The organism is Micromonospora sp. NPDC085948 (assembly GCF_040686315.1).
GTDB lineage: Bacteria > Actinomycetota > Actinomycetes > Mycobacteriales > Micromonosporaceae > Micromonospora.
Map to the genome: position 1 here is coordinate 448,310 of NZ_JBFBJW010000003.1, position 15,533 is coordinate 463,842.

General features: G+C 72.6%; 13 protein-coding genes and 1 riboswitch. Of the genes, 9 read left to right on the top strand and 4 right to left on the bottom strand.

The annotated features are described in order from the left end of the window. Nucleotides 1-3: 3 nt before the first annotated feature. On the bottom strand, nucleotides 4-1,224 hold the full coding sequence (locus AB0O48_RS11690; RefSeq protein ID WP_365064921.1) for an MFS transporter: 1,221 nt from the start codon (nucleotides 1,222-1,224) through the stop codon (nucleotides 4-6). 227 nt (nucleotides 1,225-1,451) lie between these two features. Between AB0O48_RS11690 and AB0O48_RS11695 the strand changes: the two genes are divergently transcribed. Next, complete coding sequence (locus tag AB0O48_RS11695) at nucleotides 1,452-1,637, top strand: hypothetical protein (protein WP_357245912.1); 186 nt, start codon at nucleotides 1,452-1,454, stop codon at nucleotides 1,635-1,637. A 15-nt stretch (nucleotides 1,638-1,652) separates the two neighbouring features. On the opposite strand, the gene corA is transcribed toward AB0O48_RS11695, so the two are convergent. Then, nucleotides 1,653-2,783 (bottom strand): magnesium/cobalt transporter CorA, encoded by a 1,131-nt coding sequence (corA, locus tag AB0O48_RS11700; RefSeq protein ID WP_365064925.1) that lies wholly within the window; start codon nucleotides 2,781-2,783, stop codon nucleotides 1,653-1,655. A 166-nt stretch (nucleotides 2,784-2,949) separates the two neighbouring features. Between corA and AB0O48_RS11705 the strand changes: the two genes are divergently transcribed. The 4 genes from AB0O48_RS11705 to AB0O48_RS11720 all read left to right on the top strand — a co-directional run bounded on the left by AB0O48_RS11705 (nucleotide 2,950) and on the right by AB0O48_RS11720 (nucleotide 7,861). Beyond that, nucleotides 2,950-4,908, top strand: a complete 1,959-nt coding sequence (locus tag AB0O48_RS11705; RefSeq protein WP_357245917.1) for an amino acid transporter — start codon at nucleotides 2,950-2,952, stop codon at nucleotides 4,906-4,908. Between the two features lie 86 nt (nucleotides 4,909-4,994). Continuing rightward, nucleotides 4,995-5,106, top strand: a riboswitch (SAM riboswitch). 281 nt (nucleotides 5,107-5,387) lie between these two features. Then, entirely contained in the window at nucleotides 5,388-6,302 is a 915-nt protein-coding gene (locus AB0O48_RS11710; protein WP_357245920.1) for an ABC transporter substrate-binding protein, read from the top strand. 39 nt (nucleotides 6,303-6,341) lie between these two features. Then, on the top strand, nucleotides 6,342-7,118 hold the full coding sequence (locus AB0O48_RS11715) for an amino acid ABC transporter permease (RefSeq protein WP_365064929.1): 777 nt from the start codon (nucleotides 6,342-6,344) through the stop codon (nucleotides 7,116-7,118). Then, nucleotides 7,118-7,861, top strand: coding sequence for an amino acid ABC transporter ATP-binding protein (locus tag AB0O48_RS11720; protein WP_357245926.1), 744 nt, complete (start codon nucleotides 7,118-7,120; stop codon nucleotides 7,859-7,861). Before AB0O48_RS11715 ends, AB0O48_RS11720 begins: the two co-directional genes overlap by 1 nt. 12 nt (nucleotides 7,862-7,873) lie before the next feature. Here the strand turns inward: AB0O48_RS11720 and AB0O48_RS11725 are convergent, their stop codons facing one another. Then, nucleotides 7,874-9,448, bottom strand: a complete 1,575-nt coding sequence (locus tag AB0O48_RS11725) for a Na+/H+ antiporter (RefSeq protein ID WP_365064933.1) — start codon at nucleotides 9,446-9,448, stop codon at nucleotides 7,874-7,876. 171 nt (nucleotides 9,449-9,619) lie between these two features. Between AB0O48_RS11725 and AB0O48_RS11730 the strand changes: the two genes are divergently transcribed. Next, nucleotides 9,620-10,042, top strand: a complete 423-nt coding sequence (locus AB0O48_RS11730) for a DUF3224 domain-containing protein (protein ID WP_357569987.1) — start codon at nucleotides 9,620-9,622, stop codon at nucleotides 10,040-10,042. 77 nt (nucleotides 10,043-10,119) lie between these two features. Here the strand turns inward: AB0O48_RS11730 and AB0O48_RS11735 are convergent, their stop codons facing one another. After that, nucleotides 10,120-13,443, bottom strand: a complete 3,324-nt coding sequence (locus AB0O48_RS11735) for a BTAD domain-containing putative transcriptional regulator (RefSeq protein ID WP_365064937.1) — start codon at nucleotides 13,441-13,443, stop codon at nucleotides 10,120-10,122. Between the two features lie 137 nt (nucleotides 13,444-13,580). Here AB0O48_RS11735 and AB0O48_RS11740 point away from each other — a divergent pair, with 137 nt between their 5' ends. The 3 genes from AB0O48_RS11740 (at nucleotide 13,581) to AB0O48_RS11750 (ending at nucleotide 15,532) form a co-directional block, all read left to right on the top strand. Continuing rightward, nucleotides 13,581-14,459, top strand: coding sequence for an alpha/beta hydrolase (locus tag AB0O48_RS11740; RefSeq protein WP_357245938.1), 879 nt, complete (start codon nucleotides 13,581-13,583; stop codon nucleotides 14,457-14,459). Nucleotides 14,460-14,690: 231 nt separating this feature from the next. Next, the gene (locus AB0O48_RS11745) at nucleotides 14,691-15,140 is read left to right on the top strand and encodes a hypothetical protein (protein WP_357569989.1); all 450 of its coding nucleotides are present in this window, start codon (nucleotides 14,691-14,693) and stop codon (nucleotides 15,138-15,140) included. Further along, on the top strand, nucleotides 15,137-15,532 hold the full coding sequence (locus tag AB0O48_RS11750) for a hypothetical protein (RefSeq protein ID WP_357569990.1): 396 nt from the start codon (nucleotides 15,137-15,139) through the stop codon (nucleotides 15,530-15,532). The genes AB0O48_RS11745 and AB0O48_RS11750 overlap by 4 nt, the downstream gene beginning before the upstream one ends. The last annotated feature ends 1 nt before the right edge of the window (nucleotide 15,533 follow it).

The window sequence follows — 15,533 nt, forward strand, 5'->3', positions numbered from 1 at the left end:
GCGTCACCGGTCGCTTCGCCGCCGTGACACCGTCGCCCCCGTCGCCGCGGCAAGCGTGACCGACGCTCCGGCGACCAACAGCAGGCGCGGACCCAGCGGGGCGAGCACCCCGGCCAACCCGGTGCCGAGCGAGGCGGCGGCAACCTTGATCGCCGCCGTCGACACGAACACCTGCGCCCGCACGGCGTCCGGCGCGTACGCCGATCGAGCCGCCAGGGTGGCCGCGAAGAGCGGCGCGGTCGCTGCCCCGGCCAGGGCGAACGCGACGACCGCCAACGGAAAGCTGGGCACGGCCGCGCAGAGCGCGATCCCCACCGCGCCGAGGGCCGCCCAGCGGACGGTGAGTCGCTCCGGCGCACCGGTCAGCGGGAACGCCGTGACCAGAAGCGCGGCGGCGAGGTTTCCACCGCCGTAGACCGCCGCCAGCAGCGCACCGGAGACCGTCTGCCGGCCGAGGTCCGCTGCCAGCGCGACGGCAAGCACCGAGATCGCCCCACCGGTCAGCGCGGCGACCGTGGTGACCCCGGTGACCCGGCGCAGCGGCCCGGGGCCGAGCACGGCCCGCAGCGCGCCCCGCGCCGGTGGCCCGACCCGCGCTGGCGAGTCCCGAGCGGGCACCCGCGGCGGCAGTGTGCCCACCAGGGCCGCCGCGAGCAGGGTGGCGGCGCCCAACCCGACCAGCGACATCCGGGGGCCGACCAGCGCGGCGAGGGTCGCCACCACGGCCGGGCCGGCGCTGGCGCCGATCCCGTACGTCACCGCGTCCCAGCCCTGACCCCGACGTTGCGCCCGCTCGTCCGGAGCGAGCAGCGCGGCGAGCCGGCTGCTCAGTCCCCCGGTCAGCAGCGGCCCGCAAGCCCCGGCCGCGATCAGCAGGGCCACGGGCACGCCGACGGGCACCCGACCGAGCAGCAGCCCGGCCGCCGCGACCGCCGCGGCGTACGTGACGAAGCCGACGGCCAGCCGGCCCCGGCCGTCCTCGGCCCGGTCCAGCCACCGGGCCAGCAGCGGCCCGAGCAGGTGCGGTGCCGTCAGGCAGGTGGCCAACAACCCGCCGAGCAGCGCCGGACGGGTCGCCCCCACCGCCGGCAGGGTGGCCAGCAGCACCACTCCCACCGCCCCGCCGGCGTCCGCGCCTCGGGCGAGCGTCGCGGCGACGAGGTAGCGGGGCAACGCTCGGCGAGCGGGGACGACGGACGAGACCATCTCCGCAGCTCGGCTCACCCGGTCTCCCTACCCAGTCGACCACTCTCGACAACGCTGATGCGTTATGTCCGGTTTGGCAGGCCGCAGTCGGAAACCCGAAAACAAGCGGTGCGAATACGGCCGGGCGTGGGAAAGTTCGAGGTGGCTGTCGTACCGGTGTGACCCGCCAGCGCGTGGATCGCCCGACCGGTGGCGCGCTGACGCCGCGCCACCGACGACGGCGTCGACGAGGAGAGGCGGGGCCCATGCAGGCTCAGCGCAGACCAGCACGTGCGGAGCGGAGCCAGGCCCGGGACGACCGGACCGGCGGCGGCATGACCGGGGCGGCGACGCCGCTGACGATCTGGGCCGCGGCCGTCCTTCTCGGCCGGATCGCCGCCGGTGACGACGACGTCGAGGACGAACGGCACATCCTGCGCGGCATCGAGTGATCCGGGGCGGGTGGCTCACAGCCAGCCGCGCCGCTTGAAGATCACGTAGAGGGTGCCGCAGACCAGCAGCATCAGCAGCAACGCGAACAGATAGCCGAAACGCCAGTTCAACTCCGGCATGTGGACGAAGTTCATCCCGTACACGGTGCCGATGAGTGTCGGTGCGAACAGGATCGCCGCCCAGGACGAGACCTTCTTCAGTTCCTCGTTCTGCGCGTAGCTCGCCGCGGTCAGGCTGCGCATCTCCTCGTTCTGCTGCTGCGAGACGAGGGTGGCGTTGACGGTGAGGATGTTCTGCAACAGGTGCCGGAAACCGTCCACCCGCTCCACCACCTGGGTCAGGTGGTCGGTCACGTCCCGCAGGTAGCGGCGCAGCTCCTCGTCCGTGCCGGCACTGCTGGCGCCGTCGGCAAGTGCGTCGAGTACGGCGAGCAGGGGCCGGGCGGCCCGCTGGAACTGGATGACCTCGCGGCTCAGGCCGTAGATGCGCCGGCTGGCGTTCGGGTCGCCGCCGAACACCTGGGTCTCGATCTCGTCGATGTCGTTCTCCAGCCCGGCCACCACCGGCGCGTACCCGTCGACGACCTGGTCGAGGATCGCGTACAGGACCGCCTCCGGTCCCCGGGCGAGCATCGGCGCGTCGGTCTCCATCCGCCGCCGCACCGCGGCCAGGTCCGGGACCTCACCGTGCCGGACGGTGACCACGAAGCCCGGCCCGATGAACAGGTGCAGCTCGGAGAACTCGACCTCCTCGCGCAGGTCGTCGTAGCGGGCGGCGCGCAGCACCACGAACAGGGTGTGCCCGTACCGTTCCAGCTTGGGGCGCTGGTGGGCGTTGATCGCGTCCTCGACCGCCAGGTCGTGCAGCCGGAACTCCCGGGCCAGCGAGGTGATCTGCTCGATGTCGGGCCGGTACAACCCGATCCAGGCCATCGCGGCGTCCTGCTCCTGCAGGCAGCGGTACGTCTCGGCGAGCCCGGACGGTGAGGCGAAGCGGTGCCCTCGGACGTAGACCGCGCTGTCCACCAGACCGCCGGTGGGCGGGTCGGGCGACACCGTCGACGGCGGCACGCCGTCGGTGCTGTCGTGCTCGTCAAGTTGGCGACCGAAGCCACCACCGGGGCGGAATCGACGGCCACCGACCATGCCTGTCCCCTCCCCCGGCGCCGTCCGGCCCGGTGCGCTCCCGCCGATCCGGGAGGGCTGCATCCCCCGTGCCCACGACCCGAAACCAGCCCGCCGACGGGTGGGTTCCGGGCACCCGGGGACGGGCGCGGCCCGACGGGCGGATACTCACGGTGACCATGGGCGGATGACGGGGGACGCGCCGATGGAGGTGGACAGACGCGGCGGTCGGCTGCGGGGGTGGTTGCTCGACGCGGGCTCGGACCACGCCGTGCGGCACCCGGGGCCGCACGGACGCCCGCCGGAGCACCGGCAGCATCCGTGGTGGAAGGTGATGTGCCTGACCGGCGTCGACTACTTCTCCACCCTGGGCTACCAGCCGGGCATCGCGGCGCTGGCCGCCGGGGCGCTGTCGCCGGTGGCGACCCTGGTGCTGGTGCTGGTGACGCTGCTGGGCGCCCTGCCGGTCTACCGGCGGGTGGCCGTGGAGAGCCCGCACGGTGAGGGTTCCATCGCGATGTTGGTACGCCTGCTGAGCTACTGGCCGGGCAAGTTGCTGGTGCTGGTGCTGCTCGGTTTCGCGGCCACCGACTTCATCATCACCATCACCCTGTCGGCCGCCGACGCGACCGCGCACATCGACGAGAACCCGTTCTGGCCGGACGGGTTCAAGGGGCACGAGGTACTTGTCACGCTGCTGCTGGTGGCCCTGTTGGGCGCGGTGTTCCTCAAGGGATTCACCGAGGCCATCGGCATCGCCGTCGTGCTGGTGGCGGCCTACCTGGCGCTGAACGCGGTGGTGGTGGTCGACGCGCTGTGGCGGGTGGTGACGCACCCGAGCGCCGTCGGGGACTGGACGACCATGCTGACCACCGGGCACGGCGATCCCTGGCTGGTGGTCGGGTTGTCGCTGCTGGTCTTTCCGAAACTGGCGTTGGGCCTGTCCGGCTTCGAGACCGGGGTGGCCGTGATGCCGAGCGTACGGGGCGACCCACAGGACTCCGAGGATCGACCGTTGGGCCGGATCCGCGGCGCGCGCCGGCTGCTCACCACCGCCGCGGTGATCATGAGTGTCTTCCTGATCACCAGCAGCGTGACGACCACCATCCTGATCCCGGCGGAGGACTTCCGGCCGGGCGGGCCGGCGAACGGCCGGGCGCTGGCCTACCTGGCGCACCAGCACCTCGGGGAGGTGTTCGGCACCGTCTACGACCTGTCCACCATCGGGATCCTGTGGTTCGCGGGGGCGTCGGCGATGGCCGGACTGCTCAACCTCGTCCCCCGTTACCTGCCCCGCTACGGCATGGCACCGGCCTGGGCGCGGGCCGTCCGGCCGCTCGTGCTGGTCTTCACCACGGTGGCCTTCCTGATCACGGTCGTCTTCGATGCCAGCGTGGACGCGCAGGGCGGCGCGTACGCAACAGGTGTGCTGGTGTTGATCACGTCCGCGGCGACGGCGGTGACGCTCGCGGCGGCCCGGCGGCGTCAGCGCGGTCGCACCGTCGCGTTCGGCGTCATCGCGGTGGTTTTCGTCTACACCACCCTGGCGAACGTGGTGGAACGCCCCGACGGCGTCAAGATCGCGGCCTGTTTCATCGGCGGGATCATCGTGGTCTCGGTGCTGTCCCGGGTGTCTCGGGCCTACGAGCTGCGGGTGGACCGGATCGAGCTGGATCCGGTCGCCACCCGGATGATCGACGAACGCGCCGGACGGCGAATCCGGCTCGTCGCCCACGAGCCCGACCGGCACGACGAGGCCGAGTACCGCGCGAAGTTGGCACAGACGATGGCGGACAACGACTTCCCCGACGACAGCGACGTGATCTTCGTCGAGGTGCACGTCACCGACCCGTCGGACTTCCAGACCGAGTTGCTGGTACGCGGCGGCCTGGCCGACGACAGCTTCGCGGTGCTCAGTCTGACCAGCTCCTCGGTGCCCAACGCGCTCGCCGTCCTGCTGCTGGAGATCCGCGACCGCACGGGGCGGCGACCGCACATCTACTTCGAGTGGAGCGAGGGCGGCCCGGCCCGCAACTTCCTGCGCTACCTGGCGTTCGGGCAGGGCGCGATCGCCTCGGTCACCCGGGAGATCCTGCGCCGCCAGGAACCCGACCCGTGTCGCCGGCCGCACGTGCACGCCGGCTGACCTGCGGGCCGAGCATCCTCCGCGCACGGTGAGCGTGGTCATAACGACTGGACGATCCACCCGTGCGTGCTGCTAGCCTCGCTGCAGGTCATGAGTGCCAGCGCGAAGCCCCGGCTCGCTGGCCGGCAACCCTCCTCCGCGGTGGGGTGCCCCGGGTGAAGACCAGGCACCGGCACGACGTCGGTGCAAGCGTGGCCTGGCACCCAGGTCAGCACAGACCCGGGAGACCCATGCGCATCCTCAGCACCGCCCCACCGACCGATGTCGCGCAACTCCGCGCCGGTCAGCCCACGCCGGCACTGACCCGGCGGCGGCACGTGGACATGATGCGAATGTGCAGCGCCGCGTGTCGACGCGGCCCTCGGCACTAACTAGCACACCTCTCTTTTTCCGAGCCTTTCCAGCGGTACGCCCATCGGGCGCACCGTCGGCGGCACACGTCCGTGCCCGCCGAGACATGACCCCTTTCGGAGACACCCGTGCGAATCCTTCCTGCCCTGACCCGTGCCGCAGCCCTGGGCGCGGCCACGATCCTGGCCGCCACCGCTCTCACCGCCTGCGGCGACGACACCTCGTCCGACGCCACCGCCAACCCGTACGGCCTGGCGCAGCCGGGCGTGCTGCGGGCCGGCACGCTGACCGACGCCCCGCCGAACGTGTACCTCAAGGACGGCAGGTTCACCGGCTTCGACAACGACCTGCTGACCGCCGTGGCCGGCAGGCTCGGCCTCACTGTCGAGTTCGTCGGCACCGACTTCTCCGCGCTGCTGTCCCAGGTCAACAACCACAAGTTCGACGTGGGCAGCTCCTCGATCACCATCACCGAGGCGCGCAAGAAGACCGTCGACTTCGGCAACGGCTACGACTTCGGCTACTTCGGCCTGGACGTGCCGGCCGGCTCGCCGATCACCGGCTTCGACCAGCTCGCCGGCAAGCGGGTCGTGGTGGTGCAGGGCACTGTGCAGGACGACTACGCCACCGGTCAGCAGCTCGACCCGGTCCGGGTGCCGGACTACAACGGTGCGATCAACCAGCTCAAGGCCGGCACCGCCGACGCGTGGATCGCTCCGGCCGAAATCGGCGAGAAGTCGGCCGCCGACAGCACCGGCAAGATCACCGTGGCGGCCAAGCAGCTCAGCCCGGCGCCGACCGCGTACGCCGTGGCCAAGGGCAGCGACAAGCTGCGCGAGGCGCTGAACAAGGGCCTCGACGAGGTCATCGCGGACGGCACCTGGAGCAGGTTGCAGGCGCAGTACTACCCCGGTCGGCCGATCCCGGCGGACTTCACGCCGGGCAGCGGCACCGTGTCGGCACCGACCGCGTCGGGCACGTCGTCGAAGCCGTCGGCGTCCGCGTCGGCCGTGCCGTCGGCGTCCGCGTCGGCCGCGTCCTGACCCGGTGACGAGCGAGCAGGGCGGTAGGAGAGGCGACCGATGGATCCGTTGAGCACGCTGTGGGAGACCTTCTTCGACATCGACGCGATGCGCGAGGCGCTGCCCGAGATGCTGACCGTCGGGTTGCCCAACACACTGATCCTGGCGGTCTCCGCCGCCCTGCTCGGCTCGGTGCTGGGCCTGCTGTTGGCCGTCGCCGGCATCTCGCGCAGCCGTTGGCTGCGCTGGCCGGCGCGGGTCTACACCGACGTGTTCCGAGGACTTCCGGCCGCGGCGACGATCCTGCTGATCGGCGTCGGGCTGGCGCCGCTGGGCATGCAGGTCTGGGGACCGGACCCCTACCCGTTGGGCATCCTGGCGCTGTCGCTGATCGCGGCCGCGTACATCGGGGAGATCTTCCGGTCCGGCATCCAGTCGGTGGAGGCCGCCCAACTGGAGGGCGCCCGCGCCCTCGGCTTCTCCTGGACCGACGCGATGCGGCTGGTGATCATCCCGCAGGGCATCCGGCGGGTGTTGCCGGCCTGGGTGAATCAGCTCATCGCCCTGATCAAGGACTCCAGCCTGGTCTACTTCCTCGGCCTGGTGGCCAGTCAACGGGAGCTGTTCCGGATCGGGCAGGACTACGCCGCCACCACCGGAAACGAGTCGGCGCTGCTGCTGGCCGGGCTCTGTTACCTGGTGTTGACCGTCCCACTGACGCACGTCGTCAACTGGATCGACCGGCGGCTGCGCAACGGCCGGCCGGCGACCGCACCGACAGACGAGGACGACGACGACACCGCTTCGGCGTACGTCGCGACGGAAGGACACCGGTGATGACCACCGACACGACCACCTCGGTCAGCCTCGACGTACGCGACGTGCACCTTGCCTTCGGACCGAACCGGGTGCTGCGCGGCGTCGACCTCACGGTGCCGCGCGGCGCGACGGCCTGCGTGATCGGCCCGTCCGGGTCGGGCAAGTCGACGCTGCTGCGCACCATCAACCGACTGATCGAGCCGGACCACGGCGACGTGCTGCTGGACGGGCGCAGCGTGCTGGGCGACGACCCGGACGCGCTGCGGCAGCGGGTGGGCATGGTCTTCCAGCAGTTCAACCTCTTCCCGCACATGAGCGTGCTGCGCAACGTCACCCTCGCGCTGCGCCGGCTCCGCAAGCTCGGCGAGGACGAGGCGGAAACCGTCGCGCGGAACCAGTTGGACCTGGTGGGGTTGGCCGGCAAGGCCGACGCACGACCGGCGCAGCTCTCCGGCGGTCAGCAGCAACGCGTGGCGATCGCCCGGGCGCTGGCCCTGCGGCCGGAGGTGATGCTCTTCGACGAGGCCACCTCGGCGCTCGACCCGGAGTTGGTCAAGGGTGTCCTCGGGGTGATGGCCGACCTGTCCGCCGCGGGCATGACCATGGTGGTGGTCACCCATGAGATGGGCTTCGCCCGGCAGGTCGCCGACACCGTCGCCTTCATGGACCGGGGCGTGGTGTTGGAGGCCGGCCCGCCCGAGGCGATCTTCGAACGGGCCGAGCATCCTCGGCTGCGCCGGTTCCTCGCGCAGGTGCTCTGACGAGGCGGCCGATCAGTCGTTGGGCCCGCGCCCCAGCAACCGGATCTCCTCGTTGTCCAGCGCGGCCTGGAGTTCCTGCAAGACCAGGTCGTCGATCTCCCGGTTGTCGCGCAGTCGGGTGACCTCCCGCCGCTTGTGCGCGAGGACCCCGAGGCGCAGGCGATGTTCCAGGCGACGTTCCTCGGCGCTGTTCCCTCCGGTCTCGTTGACGTCCGCCAGGTGCCGCTGGTACTCGGCCTGCAACCGGCGTACCGACTCCTCCCGGGCACCGACCTCGGCGGCGACCTGCGGTAGGGCGGCCAGACCCGCCTCGGTGGCCCGCCGCCGGGCATGCCGGGTCTCGTCGACGCGTTCCGGGTCACCGACCAGCCCCGCCCAGCGCACCACGAGCGGCAGGGTGGTGCCCTGAACCAGCATGATCAGCACGATCACCAACGCGGTGACGAAGATGATCAGGTCTCGTTCGACCACCGGCCGACCGGCGACCGTCATCGTCGGGACGGCCAGGGCGGCGGCGAGCGACACCGCCCCCCGGAAACCGGACCAGCCGGCGACGGTCCCCACCCGCCAACTGGGCGGACCTGAGTCCTCGTCCATCATCCGGCGTCGCCGCAGCCGCGCCGACTGGGAGGTGAGGTAGATGAAGACCAGCCGGGTGGCCACGACGACCACCGTGACCACCAGCACGATCACCAGCGCCCGCTCGGGCGAGGTGCTGGTGATGCCCCGCACCGCCCGGGGTATCTGCGTGCCGAGCAGGACGAACAGCCCGCCGTTGATCAGGAACGTGGTCAGGTCCCAGAACGCGTACGCCAGCACCCGGGACCGGGCGCGGATCACCCGTGGGCCGGCGTAGGCCAGCACCAGCCCGGCGACCACCACCGCCAGTACGCCGCTGGCGTGCACCGAGTCGGCCAGCAGGAAGGCCCCGAACGGTGTCAACACGCTCAGCGCGCCCTCGCGCAGCGGATCGTCGAGCCGCTTGCGGATCAGCACCACGGCCGCCCCCACCAGCAGACCGGCGACCACGCCACCGACGCTGGCGCCGACGAACTCCTCGCTGATGCCCAGCACACCCGGCTTGGCGCTCTGACTGAGCAGACCCACCGCCACCGCGAAGACCACAAGTGCGGTGCCGTCGTTGATCAGGCTCTCCGCGTGCAGGGTGGTGAGGAGCTTGCGGGGCAACCGTTTGGCCAGGCCGGTGACCGCGGCGGCGTCGGTCGGCGCGAGGACCGCGCCGAGCACCCAGGCGGCGGCCGGATTCACGCCGAACGCCTGCGCGGTGAACGACACCGTCACCATGGTGAGCACCACGAGCACCACCGCGAGCAGCCCGATCACCGGCAGGTTGGCACGGATCTCGCGCAGGCTGATGGTGAGGCTCTCCCGGTACAGGATCGCCGGCAGGAAGATCAGCAGCACCAGGTCCGGTTCCAGGGTCACCTCGGACAGCGGCGGCGTGAGCCCGAGCAGCACCCCGAACGCGATGAGCAGAACCGGCGGCGCGACCCGGTACCGACCACCGAGGGTGGTGCCGATCAGGACGGTGCCGCCCAGCACCACGATCAGGACGAGCACCTCCACGCGTACCCCCTCGATCGTTGGCGCGACGGTGGACGCGCCGGTGCTTCAATCTGACCGCACTCGCCGGCTGGTTCCAGCGGAAACCGGCAAGTCAACGGGTAGCCCGGGGATGTCGGTGCCGTCTGCAAGGCTGCTCACGATGAATGCGATCAAGCGGAGAGGGGGCGCGAGATGAGCGCGAAGGCTGACGGAACGTTTGAACTCACCTCATTCGAGCCGGAGGTGCTCGACGAAGGCCCGGGGGCCGCGCTTGGCCAGGTGCGGATCACCAAGACCTTCCAGGGTGGCCTGGCCGGCAGCAGTACGGTGACCATGCTGTCGGTGGCCGACATCGAGGGCAGCCCCGCTGCTTATGTCGCAGTGGAGCGATTCACCGGCGAACTCGACGGCCGCAAAGGCTCGTTCGTCCTCCAACACAGCGCACCCGGCAGCCACGGTGAGCACCTCGCGATCCGCGTCGTCCCGGGAACGGGCTCCGGTGACCTCACCGGGATCGTGGGAACCTTCGAGATCATCCAGTCCGACGACGGCGGCCACTCCTATGTCCTGGAGTACACCCTGGCCTTCGACACCAGTCAGTCTCCGTCGAGATAGGGCGCTACGGCCTCTCGGGTGTCGGCGCTGCTCACCACCGGAACGATCTCGAATGTGACGCCCGCGCCGCCGCGCGCTCAGGTCGGGTCGTCGGCGCGGGCGCGCGCGGTGAGCGCGCGGGCGGTACGGCGGTGCCCGGCGGCCTCCTCGTCGCGACCCAGAGCGCTGGCCATCTCGGCGAGGTGCCCCGCCACCGGGCCGGCGGTGACCATCCCGCTGCCGGCGGCCAGTTCGGCGGCGGCCGGCCGGAGCGCGGTGGCGACGCGCTCCATGGTGGGCCGGTCGCCGATGGCGAGCGCCGCCCGAGCGGTGAGGCACAGCCGCACCTCCCGCAGCAGGTCGTGCGGCCCGTCCGGGAGTGCCCGCAGCGCCGCTCCGGTAGCGACCCGGTCGCCGGCGGCGGCGAGCAGCAGTGGTCGGACCCAGGGCTCGTGTGGCCCCCAGTCCAGTTGCGCCCAGCCCTCGTCCGGCCCGGGGATCGGGCGCTGACGTCCGGGAACGAGCCGGGCCTCGCTGACCGCGTCGGCCAGTCGCAGGCCGAGCAGGGCGAGCGGCAGCAGCCCTCGGGCCAGTCCCGGCATGGCGTCGGCGGGCAGGCGTTCGGCGGCGGCCCGGTACGCGGTCACCGCGGCGTCCTGGTCACCGCTCACCGCCAGGCGCAGCGCGGCGTACCAGCCGGTGAAGACCCCGACCAGCGGCAACTCGTACCGCTGCGCGAGTCGGTCGGCGGCGCGGGCGTGCGCGTCCGCGCCGGCCCGGTCGGCCCGCGCGCAGCAGGCCTGGACCAGGACGAGATGACCCAGCACCTCGAAGGTCACCAACTGACGGGGAGCGGCCAGGTCGACCAGCTCCGCGCCGATCCGGGCCCGCTCGTCGGCCAGCCCGACCCGGTGGAAGGCGTGCATGAAACGCGCGTTGAGCGCGAACGCCAGCAGCCCCGGATCCCCGACGGTCCGGGCGATCCGCTCGGCCTCGACCGCGGCCCGGCGGCCCCGGTCGCCGGTGCTCCCGCGCAGCTCCAGTGCGAGCGTGCTCAGCAGCCGGCTGCGTTGCGCCGAGCCGGTCGGGCCGAGGCCGGTCAGGGCGTGCTCGGCGGCGCGAACGATCCGCTCGGAGAGCGCCTCGTCGTCGTTGCGGGTCCAGACGGCGGGTACGTCGAATCCGGCGAGCACCTCGGCGGTCAGCCGCGGGTCACCCACCGCCTCGGCGTCGGTGATCGCCGCGGCACGGTACCGCCGCGCCTCGGCCAACCGACCCGTCACCGCCAGCCCGCGCCCGAGACCGAGCACCGCGCTGAGTCGCTCGCGCCGCTCGTCCCGCCCGGCCCGGTCGTACGCGTCGAGCACCTGCGCCCAGAGCCGGGCCGCCTCGTGCGGGTTGCCGTCGCGTTCGGCCTGTTCGGCAGCGGTTCGGGCGTAGCCGGCGGCGCGGTGGGCGGCTTCCCGCCCTCCGGCGTGCAGCAGGTGGTGGGCGAGCGCGGCGGGGTCGACGGGCTGCTGCCGTCGCATCGCCTCGGCCACGGCGGCGTGCCAGGCCGCGCGACGCGACGCGGACAGGTCGGCGTAGAGCGTGTCGCGGACCAGGATGTGGGTGAACCGTAGTCGTCCGTCGGGCTCCTGCTCGCTCAGGAACCCGGCCTGCAACCCCCGGTCCACGGCGTCCAGAAGCGCCGCCGGGTCGCCCGCCAGCTCGCCGAGCACCACCGGATCGAGGTCCCGGCCGAGGACCGCCGCCTGCCGCAGCACGGTACGGGTCGGCGCGGGCAGCTGTGCGAGGCGGTGCCGGATCACGTCGCGTACCCCCGGTGGTACCGCCGCCAGCGCAGCCTGACCCGAACTCGCGGACAACTGGGCCAGCTCCCGGACGAAGAACGGGTTGCCGCCGCTGCGATGGTGGATCAGCCGGACGGTGGGCGGGTCCAGCTCCGGCCCCGCGACGGCACGGGCCAACTCGCCGGTCGCCTCCACGGACAGTCCGCCGAGGTATTCCCGCACCGGTTCGAGTCCGGCCGCGCGGGCCAGCGCGGCGGTCAGCTCCGGGTTGATCTCGGTGGCCCGGTAGGTGCCGAGGACCAGCATCGGGCCGGTGGCCGGCTGCGGGCCGGCGAGCAGGCCGGTGAGCAGATCCAACGTGTCCCCGTCGGCGCGGTGCAGATCATCCAGGACCAGCAGCAGGGGTCCGCGGCCGGCGACGGCGGAGACCAGCGCCGCCACCGCTCGGTGCCGACGGAAGCGGGCCACGGCGGGATCACCCGGGCCATCGGTCACCGCCGGCTCGGCCAGCCCGCCGCCCACCGATCCGGCCGGCCCGGTGAGCGCGTCGGTGATCTGGGTCCACGGCCAGGCGGCCGGTGCGCCGTCGTACTCGGGGCTGCGACCCCAGGCCGTGCTCCAGCCTTCGGCGGCGAGCTGCCGGCCCAGCTCCTCGGCCAGGGCGGACTTGCCGGCGCCCGGGTCCCCACTGAGCAGGGCGAGCGTCGGCCGTCCGGCCTGGGTGGCGGCCTCGGCGGCGTGCCGCAGCCGCGCCAACTCCGCGTCCCGCCCGACGAACGGTCGCGATTCGGGCCCGCCACCTGGAACGCGTCCGGCCGCGCCGGCCACCACGGGGGTGGGGGTGAGGTGTGCCGCCTGGGCCAGGATGTCGGCCTCCAGCCTGCGCAGCTCGGGCCCCGGGTCCACCCCGAGCGCGGACACCACGGCGTCGCGGGCGTCGCGCAGCGCGGCCAGCGCCTCGCCCTGCCGCCCGGCCCGGTAGCGCGCCAACGCGAGCAGCCGCCAGGCGTCCTCCCGCAACGGATGGCCGGCGAGGTGGGCGGGCAGGTCGGCGGCGGCCTCGTCCGGCCGACCCAGCGCGAGCAACGCCTCGGCCCGCCGTTCGACGGCGAGCATCCGCAGCTCGTCCAGCCGGTTGATCTCCGCGACGGCCCAGAGTGTGCCCGCACAGTCCGCGTACGCGGGTCCGCGCCAGAGCCCGAGCGCCGTGTCCAGCGCGGCCAGGGCCGGTGCGGGCAGTCCGGCTGTGAGCAGTCGTCCCGCCTCGCCGACGGCCGCCTCGAAGCGTTCGGCGTCCACCGCGTCCGGGGCGGCCCGCAGCGCGTACCCCGGGGGTTCGGTGACCAGGAGGCGGGGCGGCTGCCGAGGCGGCCGGTCGGGCTCCAGCGCCCGGCGCAGGTCGGCGACGAAGGTCCGGATCGCGCCCACCGCGCCGTCGGACGGAACCTCCCACAGGTCGTCGACGAGGCGGTCCACCGGCACCACCCGGCCGTGGGCGATCACCAACCGGGCCAGCACCAGGCGCTGCCGGTGCCCCCGCAGCGGGACCGGGCCGTCCTCGGTGGCGGCGGTCACCGGCCCGAGTACGCCGAACGTCACCTCCATCGGCGACGTCGGTTGCCTGGTCATGACACCAATCTAGGCGGCCGTGCCGGCGGGCACTGATGCGACGCTGACCGGCTGCTGATCACCACCGGGCAGGCTCGACACGTACGACGGCGACGGGTCACCGCCCGCGCCGACCCTGCTCACCAGGAAGGTTCCCCGTGGAGCCGAGGATCAACGGATTCGACTACCAGCGCGTCACCGTCGCCGACGGCGTGACGCTCGCCGCCGCCGTGGGCGGCTCCGGGCCACCGATCGTGCTGTTGCACGGCTTTCCGCAGACCCACCTCATGTGGCGGCACGTCGCGGCCGACCTGGCCGCCGACCACACGGTCATCTGCCCCGACCTGCGCGGCTACGGCGACAGCGACAAGCCGGTGGACGCCGACGGCACGGCGTACGCCAAGCGGACCATGGCCGCCGACGTGGTGGCGCTGGCCGGCGCGCTCGGTCACGAGCGCTTCGCCCTGGCCGGGCACGACCGGGGCGCCCTTGTCGCGTTCCGCGCCGGCCTCGACCACCCGGCGGCGATCAGCCACCTCGCCCTGCTCGACGTGCTGCCCACCCTGGACATGTGGGACGTGCTGCACGGCGTCAACGCGGCGGTCGCCTTCCACCTGTACCTGATGGCGCAGCCGCCCGGACTGCCGGAGGAGCTGATCGGCGCCAGCCCGGACGCCTTCTTCGGCCACTTCCTGGACGTCTGGACCCGCGACCCGGGTGCCCTGCCGGCCGAGGTACGCGCCACCTACCTGCGCGCGTCCCGCGACGCGGTCACCTCGATCGTGGCCGACTACCGGGCGTCCGCCGGGATCGACGTCACCCACGACACCGCCGACCGGGCGGCGGGCAACCAACTGCGGATGCCGGTGACCGTGCTCCAGCAGGACTGGGGCGCGGCGCTCGGCTACGACGCGGCCGGAGTGTGGCGGGCCTGGGCGCCTGACCTCGACCACCAGACGGTCACCTGCGGGCACTTCATGGCGGAGGAGGCCCCCGCGGTGGTGGTCGGGGCGCTGCGCGACCTGCTGCGCCGGTGACCGGTCGCCTCTGACCTGCGGAAATGCGACTAAGCGCGGGTGGACGCGAACCGCCCGGCGGTGATAAACAGGCAGATATCGGCAGCCAACGGCGGCGCGTCGTCCATCGACCGTCTTCCTGCACCGCCGCCTCGGGCTTCGCCGCACGGGCCGCCACGCGGCCGCGACCCACCCCACGGCTCAAGCCCCGGTGGCGGGCTGGTGAGCACGGTCATCGACCAAGGAGTCGCCGTGGGGCATCTGCGTAACCGCGCCAAGCACCAACCGTTCGAGGTGGCCGCGCTGATCACGACGCCCGTCTGTGGGGTCCTACTGCTCGCGCTCGACGTCCGACCACCGTCGGTACAGCTGTCCATGCCGGAACCCATCCAGCTCGGCTGGGAGGTCGCCCTCATCGCCGTCGGTGTGGGCGGGCTGCTGGGCATCCTGTGGCCCGGTCGGCTCTCCACCGGTCTCGGCATCGAGTTCGCGTCCGTGCTGATGCTCGGCACCATCACCGGCATGTACGCGGTGGCGCTGGTGGCGGTGGCGGGCCAGCAGGGCATCGTCGCCGCGTCGTTGATCAGCGCGGTACCGCTGGGGTCCTTCTGGCGGATCGCCCAGATCGCCGTCGACCTCCGCTGCCTGGCCTACGGGCACCAGTGCGCGACCCACCGACGGGTCGTGGGAGGTGTCACGTGATCTCGGTATCGACACCCGAGGCGCCGCACTGGGTGCAGGTGTTACTCAGTCTGCTCGGCGTCCTCGGCGGCACGACCGGCCTGGCCGCCATCGCCACGGTCGTGTCGCAGCGGGGCAAGTTCAAGGCCGACGCCGCCGACACGCTCACCGAGGCCGCCCTGACGCTCGTGCAGCCCCTCCAGATGCGGATCACCGAGTTGGAGAGCGAGGCGGTGAGCGCCCGGTCGGAACTGGGGCTGCTGCGCGAGCAGGTCAACCAGTTGCAGTTCGTCGTCCGGGTGCTGACCCGCACGCTCGACAGGTGGCGTACCGCCGTGCACGCCCCCGACGCCACCCTGCGCAAGATCCGCACGGTGGTCGCGGAGTCCGAGCGACTGTCCGAGGACCGGTGAG